Source organism: Mucilaginibacter sp. PAMB04168 (genome assembly GCF_039634365.2).
Classification (GTDB): Bacteria; Bacteroidota; Bacteroidia; order Sphingobacteriales; family Sphingobacteriaceae; genus Mucilaginibacter.
The window spans coordinates 2,854,909-2,873,918 of the sequence record NZ_CP155079.2 but is presented as its reverse complement, the minus strand read 5'-3'; the positions used below and the strand labels follow the sequence as shown (position 1 = coordinate 2,873,918).

The following is a 19,010-nucleotide window of genomic DNA, read 5'->3' as shown; positions in this document are numbered from 1 at the left end:
GGAAAGTAGTGAAATATTGCGAAATGAGAAAACGGCAAAAGTAGATATTTACAGGCGGTGGCGCAGTAAAAAGCCATAGCCGAGACCGATGTTCAACTATGGCTTAATTTATTAATCGTTACTGAGCTAGCAGAATTCAGGATGCTTTTCGCTTATTCAACTCGTCTCTGATCTTGGCTGCTTTCTCATAAGCTTCCTCAGTAAGCGCGTCCTGTAGTTTGGTTTTCAATTCGTCTATACTTAAAGAGGTATAACTGGCTGTACCCGAGCCGCTCGGTTTTTCCTCGGTCGCTTCGGTCAGGTTTTCTAAGTAAACAAAATCATTGCCTTCAATCACAATGCCTGCAGTTGAAAGGATAAACTCGTGGGTATAAATAGGGCAATCGAAACGCACAGCCATCGCAATAGCATCAGACGTACGGGCGTCTATTTCAGCCGTTTTTTTGCCGTCAGAGCATATAAGCTTGGCGTAAAATATTCCGTCTACCAGGTTGTAAATAATGATTTCCTGAATATTGATGTGGTAAGCCTGGGCAAAGCTCTTAAAAAGATCATGGGTAAGCGGACGGCTCGGTGTCATCTTTTCAATCTCAATAGCAATAGCCTGCGCCTCAAAACTCCCAATAATGATAGGCAACCTCCGACGGCCATTTACTTCACCTAACACTAAAGCGTATGCACCCGATTGTGTTTGGCTGTAAGACAGACCTACAATGTCGAGCTTTATTTTTTTCATATTGTTACCCATCACAAACCATTTTAACCTGTTTACAGCATTATTTATGCCGCAAACCTTTCTGTTTATCCATTTAACATCAATAACCACATTGCGGCAGGTTTGTTGAAAACGTTTGCTTTTATTTTAAGCCTGGCGTTAACACCTGTGTTAAGACAATATTAGGTTGATGCAGTAAGCTGCAAACGTTACATTTGCAACGGTTGGGACGGCTACTAAATAATTTGATTTTTATGCCGTCCTTGCTGCAAAAATATATTAAAAAATACACAGTTTAAAATGCAGGCCGACCGCTTAACCAAGCTTCTTGAATTTTTAAAGGGCGAACCCAATGATGAGTTTCTGTTATATGCCCTGGCTACAGAGTACTTAAGATTAAACGATGTTGATAAAGCTTTGCAATACTATGAAAGCTTAGTGGCAGAACATCCAAATTACACTGGTACATATTATCACTTGGGTAAGCTTTATGAAACGCTGAACCGAAAGGATGAGGCTATCGTGATCTATCAAAAAGGTATGCAGATTACACGGCAGAAACGTGATAACCATGCTTTTTCAGAATTGCAGTCGGCGTATAACCAGGCTTCGGGTTTATTTGATGACGACGATGATGATTAACCCGGCACTTATTTAAGGAAGCTTTTAAGATAATCAATCAGCGTAAAGCGAAAGAGATTAACGGCCCGCTAAACACAGGCAAATTGAACAACCGCAAACTACTTTTTTTACGTGATGTGTTGGTTTATACCTTCACTACCTTCGGCGGACCACAAGCGCATGTAGCTATATTGCTGCGCGAATTTGTGGAAAAACGCCGTTACGTGACAGAAGAAGAATTAATGGAGCTCAATGCCTTATCGCAAATACTGCCCGGCCCATCCTCGACACAAACTTTGGTAGGTATTGCCTGGAAGGTGGGAGGTTTGCAACTCGCTCTATTAAGTTTCGTAATTTGGGTATTACCGTCAGCAGCCATTATGTGCATAGCGGCTGTGACCTATAAAGGCCTTGCAGCAAGTGGCAGGGTAGATGAGGTGCTGCGGTTTCTTCATCCAGCAGCGGTGGGTATTGTTGCCTATGCAGCCGTGAATTTTGCACAAAAGATACTTAAGACCAAGGTGAGCGTTTACCTGGCTATTGGTTCGCTGCTGGCAACGCTTATACTGCAAAATCCATACGCATTCCCAATATTAATATTACTGGGCGGTATCTTTTCTTCGGCCTTTGAAACGCAACCCACTGAAGATGCACTACGGGTAAAATTGTTTTCGAATGTTAACCCTAAAAAGGTTGCCTACTTTATAGGGATACTGCTGTTTTTTGCTTCGTTAGGTGCTATTATAAATCGTACCTCGCCTTTTAGCTTGCCCATCCGCTTGTTCGAAAATTTTTACCGTAACGGCATTCTCATTTTTGGAGGTGGCCAAGTGTTGGTTCCGCTAATGTATACTGAGTTTGTGGAGGTTAAGCATTACCTAACCAATGCTGAGTTTTTATCGGGTTATGCTTTACAACAAGCCTTGCCGGGGCCTACCTTTTCATTTACTTCGTTTGTGGGTGCCATTACGTTAGGTAATGAAGGTTACGGTTTAGCCGGACAGATTTGGGGTAGCGTTGTTGCGGTAGTGGGTGTGAACCTGCCAGGTCTTATACTCATACTGTTTATAGTGCCTTTTTGGGAAGACCTAAAGAAGATAACCCGCATTAAAAATTCATTAAGTGGCATTAATGCGGTTGCTGTTGGTTTTATGGCTACCGCTTTTATTTTGCTGGTTGCGCCTTTTGGGGGCAATTGGATGGCTTACCTGGTAATGGCGGGTGCGTTTTGTTTACTGTATTTTACCAAAATTAAAACGCCTATCATTATTCTGATAGGCGTAGCTTTAGGTTTATTGTTTTAAGTATTGGTGGTTATGTCACTAAGTGCTGCGTGTAGCTTTCTATAAAGCTGACAACTAAATTGCCAATCGCTTCTAAGCTTCTGCTCTTTTCTAACTGTTCCGCACCTTAAAATGGTGGCTCATCATCCATGTCATCCATGCGCGACGGACGTATAATAATATTACCTGGGTTGCTGTCGAAACCCTGCGATGGATTTAAGCCTGCAAATGCACTGCCCGATGCAGGCGGCATGTAGCTGTCCATACTTTGTTCCAAATCGGTGAATTTAACGTATTTGCCTACAAATTTCAGCCTTACAGTTCCGGTTTCGCCGTTACGGTGCTTTGCAATAATTACTTCGCCCACACCTTTGGTAGGGTTGTTATCTTCGTCAAATTCCAAACCATAATATTCTGGTCTGTAAAGGAATAACACCATATCGGCATCTTGCTCAATAGAACCCGACTCACGCAAATCCGACAGCATGGGTCTTTTAGAACCGCCCGGACGGCTTTCCACCGCACGGCTCAATTGTGATAGCGCAATAACAGGCACCTGTAACTCTTTAGCTACCATTTTTAATGCGCGGGATATACTACCAATTTCCTGCTCACGGTTACCGCCGCCTTTGCCGTCGGTTTTACCGCTCATGAGCTGCAAGTAGTCAATAATGATAAGCTGAATATCGTGCTGTGATTTTAAGCGGCGGCATTTAGCTCTAAATTCAAAAATATTCAGGCCGGGTGTATCATCAATAATTAACGGCGCTTGTTCAAGGCGGCCAATTTTAGAGTGAATTTGTTGCCATTCCCACTCCTCCATTTTACCCTTACGTATCTTTTCCTGCTCAATTTCAGCCTCACCTGATATTAAACGATTTACTAACTGAACAGAGGACATCTCTAAGGAAAAAACAACTACCGGTTTGTTAAAGTCTACGGCGGCGTTGCGTGCACAGCTTAACACAAACGCAGTTTTACCCATTGCGGGGCGTGCTGCAATAATTACCAAATCCGATTTTTGCCAGCCAGATGTCATGCGGTCAAGGTCGGTAAAGCCAGTACCTATACCCGTTAAACCATCGGTTTTATTTTTGAGCTCTTCAATTTCCTTCAGCGTTTCCTGCATCAGGTCATCCATTTTGCGCGAATCGCGGCGGAGGTTGTTTTGAGCAATATCAAACAAGTTCTTTTCGGCCTTATCCAGCAGCTCTAAAATATCTGTGGTGTCTTCATACGCAATATTGATGATATCGGTCGAAATGCGGATCAGTTCACGCTGAATATATTTTTGAATGATGATACGCGCATGGTACTCAATGTTGGCTGCCGATGCTACTCGGTTAGTTAACTCGGTAATATAAAAAGCGCCTCCAACCATTTCCAATTCGCCCTGCATACGCAATTGGGCCGTAACAGTTAAGATATCAACAGGCGATGTTTTTTCGAACAGGGTACGTATGGCATTAAAAATCTTTTGATGGCTTTCTACGTAAAAAACTTCTGGTTTCAATACGTCAATAACCGAAGAAAGTGCGTCTTTTTCCAACATCAACGCGCCTAAAACAGCTTCTTCCAAATCACGGGCCTGAGGTGGCAGTTTTCCGGATATCTGGTTAGGCGATGTAAATGTTTTATTGCGTCTGTCGTTGTTGGTTCGGTTGTTGTTCTCAAAAATCATGGCCTTGTCTCAAATCGTTGGGGCGACAAAAATATACAAATATTGTAGGGTTGACGCAGGTATAGCAGATTAAAATTACTAACCGATCTTGTTGATAAATATTTGCCGGCTTAGTGTTCTTTTATCTGAAATCTTATTTGTATAGAATATTTGTTCGCCTTTTCACTCCTAACTAAATGTAAGGTTTATACTAGTAATTATGCGTATTTTTGTCACTTTATTTTATTTTAAATGACAGGTAATTATCCCCCGCGACGCAGCAGCAACAATAGTCAATTTATATTCGGAATCCGTGCCATCATAGAAGCAATTGTATCAGGCAAAGAAATTGAATCGCTTTACGTTCAGCGCGGCCTTACCGGCGGACTGTATCAAGAGTTAAAACAAGTAACCAGCGAGCATCAAATTACACCACAGTACGTGCCCGTTGAAAAGTTGAACCGCATGACACCTAAAAATCACCAGGGTGTTGTAGCGGTGGTATCGCCAATTACTTATCAGAAAATAGAAAACATTATTCCAGATGTTTTTGAAAAGGGGGAGGTGCCGCTTATTTTAGTGCTGGATAGCATAACCGATGTACGCAATATGGGAGCATTGGCCCGTACTGCAGAATGTGCCGGTGTGCATGCCATATTGATACCCGCAAAAGGATCGGCACAGATTAATGCAGATGCCGTGAAAACATCGGCCGGCGCTTTATATAAAATTCCGGTTTGCCGACACGAAAATTTTGTACAAACCGTACGCTTTTTACAGGAGTCGGGTTTGCAGATAGTATGCTGTACCGAAAAAACAAATGATTATATCTACAAACCGGATTATACCTTACCTACCGCAGTGGTAATGGGATCGGAAGAAGATGGCATACGTAACGAACTGATACGAACAGCAGACCACTTAGCTAAGATACCCATGTACGGCGAAATAGAATCTCTAAACGTTTCGGTATCTGCTGGAATAATACTTTATGAAGCAGTTAGACAGCGACAGTAATTGGTATGCAAATAAAAATGCGCAGATGTTTAATAAAGGATTAAACACCTGCGCATGGGTTCATTATTTTATTTGAATCTTAAATGTATTTCGTGCCGAATTTCTGTTTAACGTCGGCAACTACTTGTTTTACGTTTTGTTCCTGATCTCGTGGGCAAATCAGCAAGGTATTGTTTGATTCAACAACGATATAATCGTGCAGGCCTTGTAACACAACCAGCTTATCATCAGGTACGTTTACCATACAATTTGACGAATCGTACATAATTACCTTTTCAGAAGGAATAACTGCATTGCCTACATAGTCTTTTTCTGCCAGCTGGTAAATTGAAGCCCAGGTGCCTAAATCACTCCAACCAAATTCAGACGGCAGCACGTAAACGTTTTCTGCCTTCTCCATAATGCCGTAATCAATAGAGATATTGATGCAGCGCTGGTAAGCAGTATGCACATGCGGTTTCTCTTCAGCGGTATTATAAACAGCGCGGGCTTCTGCAAATATCTCATGCATGTCGGGCAAGTACTTATCAAATGAGCTCACGATGGCCTTGGCCGACCAAACAAAAATGCCTGCATTCCATAAAAAGTCGCCACTTTGAATAAAGGTTTTGGCTATATCAAGCGTAGGCTTCTCGGTAAAGGTCTTTACTTTATGGAATTGTTCGTCGATTACCTGGTCATTGTACTGAATGTATCCGTAGCCTGTGTCCGGGCGCGAAGGCATAATGCCTAAGGTGATCAGGCACTCATGAGCAGCTGCTGTTTCCAGCGAGCTTTCAATGGCGCTCACAAATTTATCTTCTGCCAGTATCAGGTGATCGGAGGGCGCTACTACAATTACAGCATCCGGGTTCAGGCTTTCTATTTTAAAGCATCCGTAAGCTACACAAGGAGCTGTGTTGCGCATAACCGGCTCAGTAAGTATCTGTGAGTCGGTCATATCTGGTATCTGCGTTTTTACCAGGTCGGTATAAATTTCGTTGGTAACAACATAAATATTTTCCTTCGGACAAATCTTCAGGAACCGATCATAAGTGTTTTGTATTAACGTTTTGCCAGTGCCCAAGATATCGATAAACTGCTTGGGGTGTGAAGTACGGCTGATAGGCCAAAAGCGGCTGCCTATGCCACCAGCCATGATAATGGCATAATAGTTTTTATTCATGTGATATACAGTATGTGATCAAGTGGTAACACTGCCGTCAAATTTGTAAAAAATAATTCGATTTTGTAATAAAAATCGGGTATATTTAGTTAATTATTATCGGGTTTAGCACAACACGTAAAATCATAATAGTTTAATATTTTGTTTACATTTTGTCGTTTTTCTGTATTTTTTTGTTATTTTGAACTATAAAAGCAGAACTTCAAATTTTTTCTAAGATAAAATGATTGAAATTAAAAAATCGCTTTTTGATAACCTGCAAAATTTTTTCGGATTCGATAATTTTAAAGGCGAACAAGAAGCGATTATTACTAATATAATGGCCGGTAATGACACGTTCGTGATTATGCCTACCGGCGGCGGTAAATCCATGTGTTATCAGCTTCCGGCATTAATGACGGAAGGTACAGCCATCGTCATCTCTCCACTCATAGCCCTGATGAAAAATCAGGTTGATCAGCTAAGAGCTTTCTGTAATTCAGACAGCGTTGCACACTTTCTAAACTCATCATTAACCAAATCAGAAACGGCTAAGGTTAAAGAAGATGTTTTGGCTGGTCGTACCAAACTATTGTATGTTGCTCCCGAATCATTAACAAAACAGGACAATATTGATTTTCTGAGGCTTAACAAGCTGTCATTTGTAGCGGTTGATGAAGCGCACTGTATTTCGGAGTGGGGGCATGACTTTCGTCCGGAATACCGTAAGATACGGCAGGTAATCACCAATCTTGGCGAAGATATTCCGATTATAGCGCTAACCGCTACGGCTACACCCAAAGTGCAGCACGATATTCAGAAAAATTTGCAAATGAACAATGCAACGGTATATAAATCATCGTTCAACCGTTCAAATCTCTTTTACGAAGTGCGTGCCAAACGCAATGTACTTAAAGAAATCATTAAGTTCATTAAGCAGCATCAGGGCAAATCAGGCATTGTTTACTGTTTAAGCCGTAAAAAGGTAGAAGAAGTAGCCGAGGCATTAAAGTTAAACGGCGTTAAAGCTTTACCTTACCACGCCGGCCTTGACGCTAAAGTGCGTGCCGATACACAAGACAAATTCTTGATGGAAGATGCCGACGTAATTGTTGCTACCATTGCTTTTGGGATGGGTATTGACAAACCCGATGTGCGTTATGTAATACACCATGATGTGCCTAAGAGCATGGAAGGTTATTACCAGGAGACCGGCCGTGCGGGGCGTGACGGCGGCGAGGGCATTTGTGTAGCTTTCTATTCTGAAAAAGATGTAGACAAGCTGCAAAAATTCATGAAAGACAAGCCGGTTTCTGAACGTGAAATCGGTACACAGATACTTAAGGAAGTAATTGATTATGCGGAGTCGGCGGTTTGCCGCCGTAAGCAGATCTTGCATTACTTTGGTGAGGACTATGATGCGGCCAGTTGTAATTGCATGTGTGATAATTGCAGTTCTGAGCGGCTGTTCTTTGACGCTGAAGCGCAACTGCACCGTGCTTTGAGCCTCATCAAACAACTGGGCGACAAGTTTGATGATCATCATATTACCAGTGTGTTAATGGGTCAGGATAATCCGCATGTACACCATTATGAACATCATCTTCTTGATGTTTTTGGCTCAGGTAAGGAAGAAGGCCAAAATTTATGGCACTCCTTACTACGCCAGGCAATGTTGGATAATTTCTTATCGAAAGACATAGACAATTATGGCTTGTTGAAGCTAACTGATAAAGGTTACGATTTTATAGACAACCCATACAGCATTAAATTTGTATTGAACAAACCTATGGAAGCCGCTGAGGACGATGAGTCTGAAGAGGGCCCTAAGCACGGCGGTGGTGCGTTGGATACACAGTTGCTGCAGATGCTGAAAGACTTGCGCAAAAAGATTGCCAAGCAAAAGAATTTACCCCCGTTTGTAGTTTTTCAGGATCCGTCATTGGAGGAGATGTGTACGCATTATCCCGTATCTACAGATGAGCTGAAGCAAATATCGGGCGTGGGAGCGGGTAAAGCTGCCAAATTTGGTGCACCATTCATTGAGCTGATTAAAAAGTATGTAGAGGACAACGACATCGACCGGCCGGTTGATATGGTTATAAAAAGTGCGGCTAATAAATCAGCACTTAAAGTTTACATCATTCAGAACATTGACCGCCATTTAGACCTGGAAGATATCGCTGCATCAAAGGGATTAACCTATGAGGAAATACTTCGTGAGGTTGAATCTATTGTTAACTCGGGTACCAAGCTTAACCTAAATTACTATATAGACGAAGTAATTGACGAGGATAAACAGGAAGAGGTTTATGATTACTTCCGTTCGGCTGAAGTTGATTCAATAGACGACGCTTTGGTGGATTTAGGCGTTAATGATTATACCCGCGAAGAGATACAACTCATGCGTATCAAATTTATGTCGGAGTTAGGCAACTAGCATTTACTAGATATGATTATAAAAAGGGAACTCACAAAACGAGTTCCTTTTCTTATATCTTGCATTCTGCAACCTAAAGACCACAACCAAATTTTATGTTAAAATGCCGGCTTAAAAATGCAAGCTCAGTCATACAACTAATTATGACTACTCTGCTTTTATGCCTGGTGAATCAAGAAACCACCGCACAAGTGCTGCCTCCGTTGGCTGACACCCTGCAGCAAAAGATGAAGCGGTATCAACAATTGCGCCCAGCCACATTGTTGTTTGCACATTTCGACAAAACAGTTTACACCAATAACGAAAATGTTTGGTTCACGGCTTATTTGCTCAATTGCAATACTTACGCCGATCATCACACGTTGTCGGTTAGCTTGGTTAGCGATATGGACCGGGCCATTGTTTTGCATGAAAAGTTTGTAATGGCAAATGGTGTAGGTTTTGGTAACGTGCTGCTTCCAGATAGCATTGCACCGGGCAATTACACATTTACAGTGTATACCAACCGTCTAATTAACCATAACCCGGAAGCGGTATTTCATCAACCCGTTACCATCAAATCAGGTGCTGTTCCACCGTTTAAGGCCATATTGTTTCTTAAAGACACTCTGGTTAACAGGCTCAACAAGCCGCGTCAGGTAGTGCTAAGTGTTACCGGTGCCGACTACATGCCGGTTGCTGATGCTACCGTTAAATACAAGCTTGCTGGCAAGGACACGAGTATCATTAGCGGAAAAGCAAAAACGGACCGAGCCGGGCAATACTTGATTAACATGCCCCCAGGAAAAAGCATGTTGAAAGTGCTGATACAAGACAAGAAAGCCAGCCAATATATGTATCTATCACTGCCCGATAAAAACGAAATGGCGCAGGTTAAATTTTATCCGGAAAGTGGGCACCTGATTAATAATGTGCCCTCAAAAGTTGGTTGGGAAGCTACCACGCCAGATGGACAGCCGCTAAAAGTTACAGGTGTACTTTATGAAAATGGTAACGCACTCGATACGCTGTACACTGACTCATACGGAATGGGCAGGTTTTTACTATATGCACGTTCGGAACATGTTTACACCTTAAAATTAAAGGGGATTAGGCAAAGGGACACGTTATACCAACTACCGAAAGCACTTTCATCGGGCATATCACTAACCGCTAGAAACCCGCTGGCAAACGATACGCTCGAGGTGCAGGTTCGTAGTTCAGAACGGGGAAGATATTTTATAAATGTTCACAATTTTACGCACTTGTACTCTTGTACTCCTGTTAAGGTTGATATATTACATCCGCTAAGAGTTAAGGTGCCATTAAATGAGATGCCCAGAGGCTTGGCCGAAGTAACTGTAACTGACAGTGCCGGCCACCCGATGGCTGAGCGTGTATTTTTTTCTCACTTCGATCAACCTAACCCTTTAATTTTTCAGACTAACAAGATCACCTTCAGTACACGCGAAAAAGTTAACCTCAAGGTGCGTTTAGATGCGAAAATGATTGCGCCTTTGCAAGGCTTCGTGTCTGTAGCCTGCGTACAGGATAACCGTATCGAGCTTAAAAAAGTACAGGACATTGAGAGTTATTTTTACCTTAAAAGTGGTATAGGCACCTTGCCGCTAAAGGAAAAATATATGGGTAGAAACCCTCAAGACAAAGCTTACCTTGAAAACGTCCTCTTGATAAAAGGCTGGCGCAAATACACCTGGCAGGATATGCTTAACGTTAAAGTAACCGATACTGCATCCATGCAGGGTTCATTAGTATTATCAGGCAAACTGACGAAATATGATAAGCCATTAAAAAAGGCGGCAACAGTTGTGCTGGCCCGCGATTCATCATCGATCATATTCAGTACGAATGATATTGGACACTTTGATTTAAGTTTTGAACAACTTTTAACCATGCAGGACAAAAAAGTAAGGTTTATAACACAAACAAAAGACAACTACTACGTTCATATAGCGGATCCATATCTTTCTGTTAATAAGACCCTGGCCCATTCTTTAAAAATGCAAAGCTATGAGCCTTCGGTTTCAACACTCAATAGCGAATCTTTTGCAATAAAAGGATTGGAACGTGCTATACAATTAAAGGAAGTTACAGTAGTAGCCAAAAGAGACAACTCCTTTTTTGGTGCTACAAATAAATGTGGCGACTATGTGTGCGCGTTCAAAATTCTTAATTGCCCAAACCATGTTAACGCACAACATACATTGCCGGTAATAGGTGCAGTATATACGTTTAATGGAATGCGTACTGTATATAACGGTTGCTCAGCTGAAAGCAACGGTCAAACCAACACCATCCATGGCATATACCTGGCCAAGCAATTTTACGGGTCAGATTATGCGGTAGCCAACCCTACCGAACCAGAGTACAACTCCACGATATTTTGGAGGCATTTAGTCAAAATAAATAACGAAAAGGAAACCGAAATGAGTTTCTATACCAGCGACATCACAGGAAAGTTTAGGATAGTTATACAGGGCATTGCCGGTGACGGAGTGGTTTATGGTGAGAGCTTTATCAATGTTAAAAAGCCCTGATTTATTTTGCTATTATTTTGAATTCCGTTCTGCGGTTCTTAGCACGATTGTCTTCAGTAGTGTTTGGCACTACCGGCTGCTGCTTGCCATAACCTTTAAACTGAAGCTTGCCGGCATTGGCGCCATGGTTGACAAGATATTGATAAACGGATTTCGCCCTGCTTTCAGACAATGTTTGGTTTAATTTATCGTTACCCATATTGTCTGTGTGCCCCGATATCTCAATACTAACAGTAGGATTAACAGTCATGAAATTGAGCAGGTATTGCAATGCAGACTGCGACTCGGGCTTCAGGTCATATCGATTAGTGTCGAAAAAAATATTCTTCAGAATAGCCGATTTGCCAACTTCAATGGTATTAAGAGGTACCTCAATGTTAAAGGGTTTATTAGTGTCTTTTCCAGTAAGCGCAAAATTCTCAGACGAAAAAAGGTAGCCGTTTTTAGTAATTGTAAGCCCGTAATTGCGACCTGTTACCAGCGTTACCAAAAAATCGCCGTTTGTTGGCGAACTGTAATTCTGATAAACCGGCCGGTTGGTTGTTAAATCAACAATTTCAACTTCTGCTTCGATAGGTTTTTTAGTAGTTGCATCCACAACAGATCCTTTAACGTAGGTTACGTTATGTGGCCTTGTTTTTTCCGGCAGCTCAAACATGTAAATATCAAAGCCTCCATAGCCATTTAACGTGTTTGAAGCAAAGTACGCATAACCGCCGGTAGTACTAATGCTCATGCCATTTTCGTCACCGCTCGAATTAATAGGATAGCCCATATTTTCGGGCTTCTCCCACTTACCTGCCTTGTTAAGGCGGCTTATAAACAAATCTTTATTGCCCATTCCAGGCCACCCGTTTGAGCAAAAATAAAGCGTGCTATCATCAGGATGAATAAACGGAGATTGCTCATCATATGGTGTATTAATGTTTGGCCCCAGGTTTTCAGGTGCCGACCATCCCTTATCAGTTATCTGACATTTCCAGATGTCGTAACCTCCATACCCACCTTTACGGTTACTTACAAAGAACAAGGTTTTGCCATCAGCGCTTATGGATGGCTGCGATTCCCATCCTGAACTGTTGATTGGCGAACTTAGATTGAAAGGTTTGCTCCAGTCTTCCCCCTTTTTTTGTGCTACATAAATATCACACCGACCTAAGCCATCAGGACGGTTGCAGCCCGTAAAGAACAGGAACTTGCCATCTTGCGATAATGATTGTGCCCCCTCATTAAACTCAACGGTGTTGATGAATTTACTTAAATAAGAGGCTGCTGTCCACTGGCCGTTTTGGCGGCTGCTTTTATAAAAATCTTCGTTGGATGCTATTTTACGGGTAAAAATAAGGGTGCTTTCGTCTGCTGTTGATACGGGCAGATATTCGTCGTTTACGGAATTTATTTGTGGCCCCAGATTCACCGGCTTGAAAGGAACCGGGTGCTGTAGTGCATCTATACTAAAAGTACAATCGTCAATGAGCTTGCGGGCATAAAAACGATTCTCGGGCGTTAATGTGGGGTAGGTGATGTATTTCTCGAGATGTGCTTGAGCTTGTACATATTCAGCCAAATTAATTTCCGATTCGCCCAGTTTTAGATAGATGCCACGACTAAACTCGGGGTTAAGCGTCAGTACTGCCCGGTAGTGCTCTACAGCTTCTTTATACTTAATTTGCATTTTAAGCAAATCGGCCAGTTGAGCATGCGCTTCGATAAAATTATTATCGGCCTGGAGTGCGCTTTGTAAATTCAGGCCTGCATTTGTATAGTCCTGACGGTCTAAAAAGGCGCTTGCTTTTTGGTAATACGTTATAGCGGCGCTATTATTGGTACTCAGCTTTTTAACCTGACCATGAGTTTTGATAGTAAAAAGAAGCAAAAAACATAAAGCTACACATCGCATAACAGATACTATACGTATTTTAAGGCAAAAATGTTACGGTATATTCATAAACTTATGGGTCTGTAAAGAAACTTCCCATTTAGGATTGTTCATTACATACTCCACAATAAGCGGCATCATTTCTTTGCTTTTTGACCACTCGGGCTGTAAAAATAACTTGCATTCGGGCGACACCTTGCTGGCGTGTTCTTCGGCCCAGGCAAAATCCGACTTGTTAAAAACAATAACTTTTAACTCATGCGCAAATGCGGTAACATCAGGCATGGGCGCTTTAAACTTTTTAGGCGAAAGGCAAATCCAATCCCAATGGCCCGAAAGGGGGTATGCGCCAGACGTTTCAATAAATGTTTTAACGTTATGCTGATGCAACTTATCGGTAAGATAATCGAGGTTATATATTAATGGCTCTCCACCGGTAACTACAACATTTTTGGCGGGATATCTTAATGCGTTTTCTACAATGAGATCAGAAGGAGTGAGGGCATGTAATTCAGCATCCCAGCTTTCTTTTACATCGCACCAATGGCAGCCTACATCACAACCGCCAAGCCTTATAAAGTAGGCGGCCTTACCCGAATTGTAACCTTCGCCCTGTATCGTATAAAATTCTTCCATCAACGGAAGCTGTGTGCCATCTTCTGGTATTACGTGTGCCATAAATTAATCTGCAAATATACATAAAGCCCGGCAGCATAAACATTTTTAAAACTTCTAACTACAAGTTATTATTTGTATAATTACTTACAAATGACTGGTATGAAAAAACTTTACATTTTTATTATAGTTTGTTTTGCCTGCTCCATAACATCATGTGTGGATATTGTTGAGCGTTATAACTTTAAGGCCAACGGCACATGCGAGGTGCTGTATGATTTTGACATGAGCCAGGCAGTTGCAGTTCTGCACAACTTACTGTCAGACTCGCTTGCATCTACACCGCAATTTGCCATGGTGAAAGATACGGTAATGAACTTGTACAGCGCCTTACCAGATAGCACCCAAACCAAAATGAGCGCTGAGGAAATGAAGCTTGCGCAAAGCAGCAACTTGGCCATAAATATGAATTTAAAGCGAAGCATGATGAAGGTGAGCATTAGGCATCAGGCAAATAGTCCGCAAGAACTGGAGTATTATCTGCAGCGTTTATCTAAATTAGCTAAGTACGATCAAGAGAACGCTAAAAGGCCTAACATGAATATGTTTAATGCCCAGCAACTCATAGCTGGCCAGGATATTTATGCTTACCAGGTTACGCCACATAAATTTTGTCGCGTTATTGATATGGCTAAATTTAAAGTGTTTTTAAAAAAGACGCAGTCAACCTTTGCTATGGCAAAGGCTATGCTCATCGAAACGCCCTACAAGGTGGTATTGAACTTTGCCAAACCGGTTAAGAAAATAGATAACAAGAAGGCAATAGTATCGGCCGATCGTAAGCAGGTTACACTACAAACCAGCATGGATGAGCTGGTCAAGAATCCGTCCCTTATGAACTTGAGAATAGATTTTTAACAGCTTAAATGGCATGGTATAAAGTGGCCGACGGCCTTAACCTGTCTGCATCGGTGATAAAGAAAGTGCAGGCAGGCGGCAAAACTATATGCTTAATAGTTCATGAGAAAAACGTTTATGCACTATCAGCCTGGTGCCCCCATGCCGGTGCGGATTTAAGCGGCGGTTGGTGCCAGGATGAAAAGCTTGTTTGTCCTTACCACCGCTATTCTTACGATTTACAAACAGGTAGAGGCGCGCCTGGCCAAAATGATTATGTAACCGTGTATCCGGTAAGGAATGAACCCGACGGAGTATATATAGAAGTAAAGAGCTGGCTGGAGGGTGTAAAGCGTATTTTTAAATAAGCTTTCTGCAAAAGCAAACGCCGACTCGCAATGGAGCTAACGGGACATTATTCTTTGTGGAAACACTATAGGGGTATTCTATCAGCAACCGGCAAAATGAAATGCTACTATGTAGCAAGTTCGGGGTAGACATCGCGGTTAGCTGAAGCCAGCGTGTTTTTGAGCAACCCAATAATTGTCATTAAACCCACACCACCAGGCACCGGTGTAATCCATGCCGCTTTAGGTGCAACGCTTTCAAAATCCACATCACCATAAAGTTTGTAACCCGACTTGGTTAGGGTAGAGGTTTCGCGGTTCATGCCCACGTCTATAATTACCACGCCGTCTTTAACCATATCAGCGGTGATGAAGTTTTTCTTGCCAATAGCAACAATCAATATGTCGGCGTCAAGTGTAAACTTCTTAATGTCGGGTGTACGACTGTGGCATATTGTAACCGTACAATTACCAGGCTGGGCGTTGCGCGCCATTAAAATACTCATAGGTGAGCCTACAATATTACTTCGCCCAACTACCACACAATGCTTGCCGGCCGTTTCAATACCATATTCCTTAAGCATCATGGTAATGCCGTAAGGGGTAGCCGGTATAAAAGATGGCAAGTTACGCTGCATACGGCCCAAATTTACAGGGTGAAATCCATCCACATCTTTACGGTGATCTATATGTTCGGTAACCTTCTCCGGGTCAATGTGCTTGGGTAGAGGGAGCTGCACAATAATGCCGTCAATATCGGCATCACGGTTTAGCTCAGCAACTTTAGCTAAAAGTTCTTTCTCGGTAACATCGTTCTCATATCGTACCAAGGTTGATTTGAAACCCACCTTTTCGCAGTTTCGCATTTTGCTGGCTACATAAGTTTCGCTTCCACCATCGTGACCAACCAAAACAGCAACTAAGTGCGGTTTGCGGCCCGTGCGCTGCAAATATTCTGATGCTTGTTCTGCAATTTCAACCTTTAATTTTTCAGATACGTATTTTCCGTCGAGTAGTTGCATGTGAGGACATAGGATTAAAAAGACAAAGGACGAAAGACATTGTCGCATCTTTTGTCCTTTATCACATTGTCATTTAGTCTAATTTCAATACCGCCATAAACGCCGATTGTGGTATCTCTACGTTACCTACCTGGCGCATGCGCTTTTTACCTTTTTTCTGTTTCTCTAACAGCTTACGTTTACGTGATATGTCGCCACCATAACACTTGGCTGTTACGTCTTTACGTAAAGCTTTTACTGTTTCACGAGCAATAATCTTAGCGCCGATAGAGGCTTGTACAATGATTTCGAATTGCTGGCGCGGAATAAGCTCTTTCAGTTTCTCACAGATCTTTTTACCAAAATCGTAAGAGTTACTGCGGTGAATTAATGACGATAGGGCGTCAACCGGTTCGCCGTTTAAACGGATGTCCAAACGTACCAGGTCGCTTTGGCGGTAGCCTATTTGCGTGTAATCAAACGAAGCATAACCTTTGGATATAGTTTTCAGCTTATCATAAAAGTCGAACACAATCTCGCCCATTGGCATCTCAAATATGAGTTCAACCCGGTCTGATGTTAAATATGACTGGTTTACAATAGTACCACGCTTTTGAATACACAATGACATTACTGGCCCAACAAACTCGGCCTTGGTAATAATGTTGGCTTTAATGTAAGGTTCCTCAACAAAATCCAGCTTGCTTGGGTCGGGAAGGTCAGAGGGGTTATTTACCGTAAGTGGTTCGCCTTTGGTAGTGTAAGCAATGTAAGATACGTTAGGTACGGTAGTAATAACCGTCATGTCGAACTCGCGCTCTAAACGTTCCTGGATGATCTCCATGTGGAGCATACCCAGGAAACCACAACGGAAACCAAAACCTAACGCAGCAGATGATTCCGGCTCAAATACTAATGATGCATCATTCAGCTGCAGCTTACCCATTGAGTCGCGAAGTTCTTCATAATCTTCTGTATCAACCGGGTAAATGCCAGCAAATACCATAGGTTTAACTTCTTCAAACCCTTGAATACCAGTAACTGCCGGGCGCTCAATTAAAGTGATCGTATCGCCAACTTTAACCTCTTTTGCCTCTTTAATACCTGAAATAATGTAACCTACGTCGCCGGTTTTGATAACATCCTTAGGAACCTGGTTAAGTTTTAAAGTACCTACTTCGTCGGCAATATATTCTTTACCAGTAGCCATAAACTTCACCTTAGTGTTCTTACGTATTTCGCCGTTTACAACTTTATAATAAGCTATAATACCCCGGAAAGAGTTAAACACCGAGTCGAAGATCAACGCTTGCAGTGGTGCGTCGGGGTCACCAACAGGGGCGGGAACGCGCTCAATAATGGCACGCAAAATATCTTCGATACCCATACCTGTTTTACCAGATGCAGCTAAGATTTCTTCCCGCTTGCATCCTATCAGGTCAACAATCTGGTCTTTGACTTCCTCGGGCATAGCACCGGGCAGGTCCATTTTGTTAAGTACCGGAATAATTTCCAGATCATTCTCTAAAGCCAGGTAAAGATTAGATATGGTTTGTGCCTGTATGCCTTGTGATGCATCAACGATGAGCAAAGCACCCTCACAGGCAGCAATTGAGCGTGATACCTCGTATGAAAAATCGACGTGGCCCGGCGTATCAATCAAGTTAAGAACATACGGCTGCCCATCCAGCACATAGTCCATCTGTATGGCGTGGCTTTTGATGGTTATGCCGCGTTCGCGTTCCAGATCCATGTCGTCAAGCAATTGAGCCTGGGCTTCGCGAGCAGTAATGGTTTTGGTGTATTCGAGCAAGCGGTCGGCCAGGGTGCTTTTACCGTGGTCGATATGGGCTATGATACAAAAGTTACGGATGTGCTTCATTTCAAAACGCAAAAATAGCTTTTTAAGGCGATAAATTTGTATGCGTTAACCGATTTAACTAATTTGAAAATAATGGAACCGAACGTTCAATTAATTGATTGCATAGAAAGCTGTTTGACAAAAACTTATGGTCATCATGTAACTATTTTATCAATGCAACCGGTTAGTGGAGGCGATATAAACAGAGCCTATTGCTTGCGCATGCATGATGGTAACATGCTTATGATGAAGTTGAACAGCAATAGCGCTTACCCTAACATGTTTGAGCTCGAAAGCCGGGGACTTGACCTCATCCGCAATACGCACACAATAGCTGTACCTAACGTTGTTTTACAGGCCCATTACGCAGACCACAGCTTTTTGCTAATGGAATGGATTGATAGCACAAAGCCATCTGCAAGCACGTCGGCACTTTTAGGTCAGCAGCTCGCAGCCATGCACCGGCATACGGCCGCCCGGTTTGGCTTAGGCCATGACAATTACATGGGATCGCTGCAGCAAAGCAACCGTATGCATAATACCTGGGCAGAGTTTTTCATCAACGAGCGGTTACAGCCAATGGTGCAGACAGCTGTAAATAAACAATTGCTTAGCAATGTGGATGTAAAACAGTTTGATCGGCTTTATAATATCATGAGTAGTCTGTTTGAGGAAGAAGCTCCTGCTCTTATACATGGCGATTTGTGGGGCGGTAACTACCTTATTGCTAACAATGGGATGCCGTTTTTGATCGATCCGGCTGTAAGTTATGGCAATCGTGAGTTTGATATAGCCATGACTACATTATTTGGTGGTTTTGACAAGCCATTTTACGACGCTTATAACGAAGGCTTTCCTTTAGCGCATGCCTGGCAGCAACGGTTGGATCTGTGGAACCTTTATCCACTGCTATTACATTTGAACTTGTTTGGTGGCGGGTATTTGGGACAGGTTAAAAGCTGTCTGCAGAAGTATGTATAATCATAAGTTATT

15 protein-coding genes are annotated in these 19,010 nt (G+C 42.4%); 8 read left to right on the top strand and 7 right to left on the bottom strand.

The window, feature by feature from the left end; all coding sequences use genetic code 11:
• Positions 1-136 precede the first annotated feature (136 nt).
• Positions 137-736 (bottom strand): bifunctional nuclease domain-containing protein, encoded by a 600-nt coding sequence (locus tag ABDD94_RS12190; protein WP_345952473.1) that lies wholly within the window; start codon positions 734-736, stop codon positions 137-139.
• A gap of 279 nt (positions 737-1,015) precedes the next feature.
• Here ABDD94_RS12190 and ABDD94_RS12185 point away from each other — a divergent pair, with 279 nt between their 5' ends.
• Positions 1,016-1,357 carry a tetratricopeptide repeat protein gene (locus ABDD94_RS12185; RefSeq protein WP_345952472.1) on the top strand — a complete coding sequence of 114 codons (342 nt, stop codon included), beginning with the start codon at positions 1,016-1,018 and terminating at the stop codon, positions 1,355-1,357.
• An 83-nt stretch (positions 1,358-1,440) separates the two neighbouring features.
• Positions 1,441-2,640 carry a chromate efflux transporter gene (gene chrA, locus ABDD94_RS12180; RefSeq protein WP_345952471.1) on the top strand — a complete coding sequence of 400 codons (1,200 nt, stop codon included), beginning with the start codon at positions 1,441-1,443 and terminating at the stop codon, positions 2,638-2,640.
• A gap of 106 nt (positions 2,641-2,746) precedes the next feature.
• On the opposite strand, the gene dnaB is transcribed toward chrA, so the two are convergent.
• On the bottom strand, positions 2,747-4,300 hold the full coding sequence (dnaB, locus tag ABDD94_RS12175) for a replicative DNA helicase (RefSeq protein ID WP_345951819.1): 1,554 nt from the start codon (positions 4,298-4,300) through the stop codon (positions 2,747-2,749).
• Between the two features lie 231 nt (positions 4,301-4,531).
• Between dnaB and rlmB the strand changes: the two genes are divergently transcribed.
• Positions 4,532-5,296: a 23S rRNA (guanosine(2251)-2'-O)-methyltransferase RlmB gene (gene rlmB / locus ABDD94_RS12170; protein WP_345952470.1), complete on the top strand. Its 765-nt coding sequence runs from the start codon at positions 4,532-4,534 to the stop codon at positions 5,294-5,296.
• 79 nt (positions 5,297-5,375) lie between these two features.
• Here the strand turns inward: rlmB and ABDD94_RS12165 are convergent, their stop codons facing one another.
• Positions 5,376-6,461, bottom strand: coding sequence for a mannose-1-phosphate guanylyltransferase (locus tag ABDD94_RS12165; RefSeq protein ID WP_345952469.1), 1,086 nt, complete (start codon positions 6,459-6,461; stop codon positions 5,376-5,378).
• A 226-nt stretch (positions 6,462-6,687) separates the two neighbouring features.
• Here ABDD94_RS12165 and recQ point away from each other — a divergent pair, with 226 nt between their 5' ends.
• Together recQ and ABDD94_RS12155 are read left to right on the top strand one after the other, a co-directional pair.
• Entirely contained in the window at positions 6,688-8,880 is a 2,193-nt protein-coding gene (gene recQ / locus ABDD94_RS12160) for a DNA helicase RecQ (protein ID WP_345952103.1), read from the top strand.
• A 143-nt stretch (positions 8,881-9,023) separates the two neighbouring features.
• Positions 9,024-11,417 carry a hypothetical protein gene (locus ABDD94_RS12155; RefSeq protein ID WP_345952468.1) on the top strand — a complete coding sequence of 798 codons (2,394 nt, stop codon included), beginning with the start codon at positions 9,024-9,026 and terminating at the stop codon, positions 11,415-11,417.
• Position 11,418: 1 nt separating this feature from the next.
• On the opposite strand, the gene ABDD94_RS12150 is transcribed toward ABDD94_RS12155, so the two are convergent.
• Together ABDD94_RS12150 and ABDD94_RS12145 are read right to left on the bottom strand one after the other, a co-directional pair.
• Positions 11,419-13,293, bottom strand: coding sequence for an OmpA family protein (locus tag ABDD94_RS12150; RefSeq protein ID WP_345952467.1), 1,875 nt, complete (start codon positions 13,291-13,293; stop codon positions 11,419-11,421).
• Between the two features lie 57 nt (positions 13,294-13,350).
• A complete protein-coding gene (locus ABDD94_RS12145; RefSeq protein ID WP_345951824.1) occupies positions 13,351-13,974 on the bottom strand; it encodes a 7-carboxy-7-deazaguanine synthase QueE in 624 nt (207 codons plus the stop codon).
• Positions 13,975-14,073: 99 nt separating this feature from the next.
• Here ABDD94_RS12145 and ABDD94_RS12140 point away from each other — a divergent pair, with 99 nt between their 5' ends.
• Positions 14,074-14,829 carry a hypothetical protein gene (locus ABDD94_RS12140; RefSeq protein ID WP_345951825.1) on the top strand — a complete coding sequence of 252 codons (756 nt, stop codon included), beginning with the start codon at positions 14,074-14,076 and terminating at the stop codon, positions 14,827-14,829.
• Between the two features lie 8 nt (positions 14,830-14,837).
• Complete coding sequence (locus ABDD94_RS12135) at positions 14,838-15,176, top strand: Rieske (2Fe-2S) protein (protein WP_345952466.1); 339 nt, start codon at positions 14,838-14,840, stop codon at positions 15,174-15,176.
• A gap of 107 nt (positions 15,177-15,283) precedes the next feature.
• Here the strand turns inward: ABDD94_RS12135 and ABDD94_RS12130 are convergent, their stop codons facing one another.
• Positions 15,284-16,177: a tetrahydrofolate dehydrogenase/cyclohydrolase catalytic domain-containing protein gene (locus tag ABDD94_RS12130; protein ID WP_345952465.1), complete on the bottom strand. Its 894-nt coding sequence runs from the start codon at positions 16,175-16,177 to the stop codon at positions 15,284-15,286.
• Between the two features lie 73 nt (positions 16,178-16,250).
• A complete protein-coding gene (lepA, locus tag ABDD94_RS12125; protein WP_345952464.1) occupies positions 16,251-18,038 on the bottom strand; it encodes a translation elongation factor 4 in 1,788 nt (595 codons plus the stop codon).
• 72 nt (positions 18,039-18,110) lie between these two features.
• On the opposite strand from lepA, the gene ABDD94_RS12120 reads away from it, so the two are divergent.
• Positions 18,111-18,998: a fructosamine kinase family protein gene (locus tag ABDD94_RS12120; RefSeq protein ID WP_345952463.1), complete on the top strand. Its 888-nt coding sequence runs from the start codon at positions 18,111-18,113 to the stop codon at positions 18,996-18,998.
• The last annotated feature ends 12 nt before the right edge of the window (positions 18,999-19,010 follow it).

Excerpts from the sequence above, each read along its gene's own strand:
- ABDD94_RS12190 (WP_345952473.1), bottom strand. The coding sequence starts at position 736 with ATGAAAAAAATAAAGCTCGACATTGTAGGTCTGTCTTACAGCCAAACA.
- ABDD94_RS12185 (WP_345952472.1), top strand. The coding sequence starts at position 1,016 with ATGCAGGCCGACCGCTTAACCAAGCTTCTTGAATTTTTAAAGGGCGAA.
- dnaB (WP_345951819.1), bottom strand. The coding sequence starts at position 4,300 with ATGATTTTTGAGAACAACAACCGAACCAACAACGACAGACGCAATAAA.
- rlmB (WP_345952470.1), top strand. The coding sequence starts at position 4,532 with ATGACAGGTAATTATCCCCCGCGACGCAGCAGCAACAATAGTCAATTT.
- ABDD94_RS12165 (WP_345952469.1), bottom strand. The coding sequence starts at position 6,461 with ATGAATAAAAACTATTATGCCATTATCATGGCTGGTGGCATAGGCAGC.
- ABDD94_RS12155 (WP_345952468.1), top strand. The coding sequence starts at position 9,024 with ATGACTACTCTGCTTTTATGCCTGGTGAATCAAGAAACCACCGCACAA.
- ABDD94_RS12145 (WP_345951824.1), bottom strand. The coding sequence starts at position 13,974 with ATGGCACACGTAATACCAGAAGATGGCACACAGCTTCCGTTGATGGAA.
- ABDD94_RS12140 (WP_345951825.1), top strand. The coding sequence starts at position 14,074 with ATGAAAAAACTTTACATTTTTATTATAGTTTGTTTTGCCTGCTCCATA.
- ABDD94_RS12135 (WP_345952466.1), top strand. The coding sequence starts at position 14,838 with ATGGCATGGTATAAAGTGGCCGACGGCCTTAACCTGTCTGCATCGGTG.
- ABDD94_RS12130 (WP_345952465.1), bottom strand. The coding sequence starts at position 16,177 with ATGCAACTACTCGACGGAAAATACGTATCTGAAAAATTAAAGGTTGAA.
- lepA (WP_345952464.1), bottom strand. The coding sequence starts at position 18,038 with ATGAAGCACATCCGTAACTTTTGTATCATAGCCCATATCGACCACGGT.
- ABDD94_RS12120 (WP_345952463.1), top strand. The coding sequence starts at position 18,111 with ATGGAACCGAACGTTCAATTAATTGATTGCATAGAAAGCTGTTTGACA.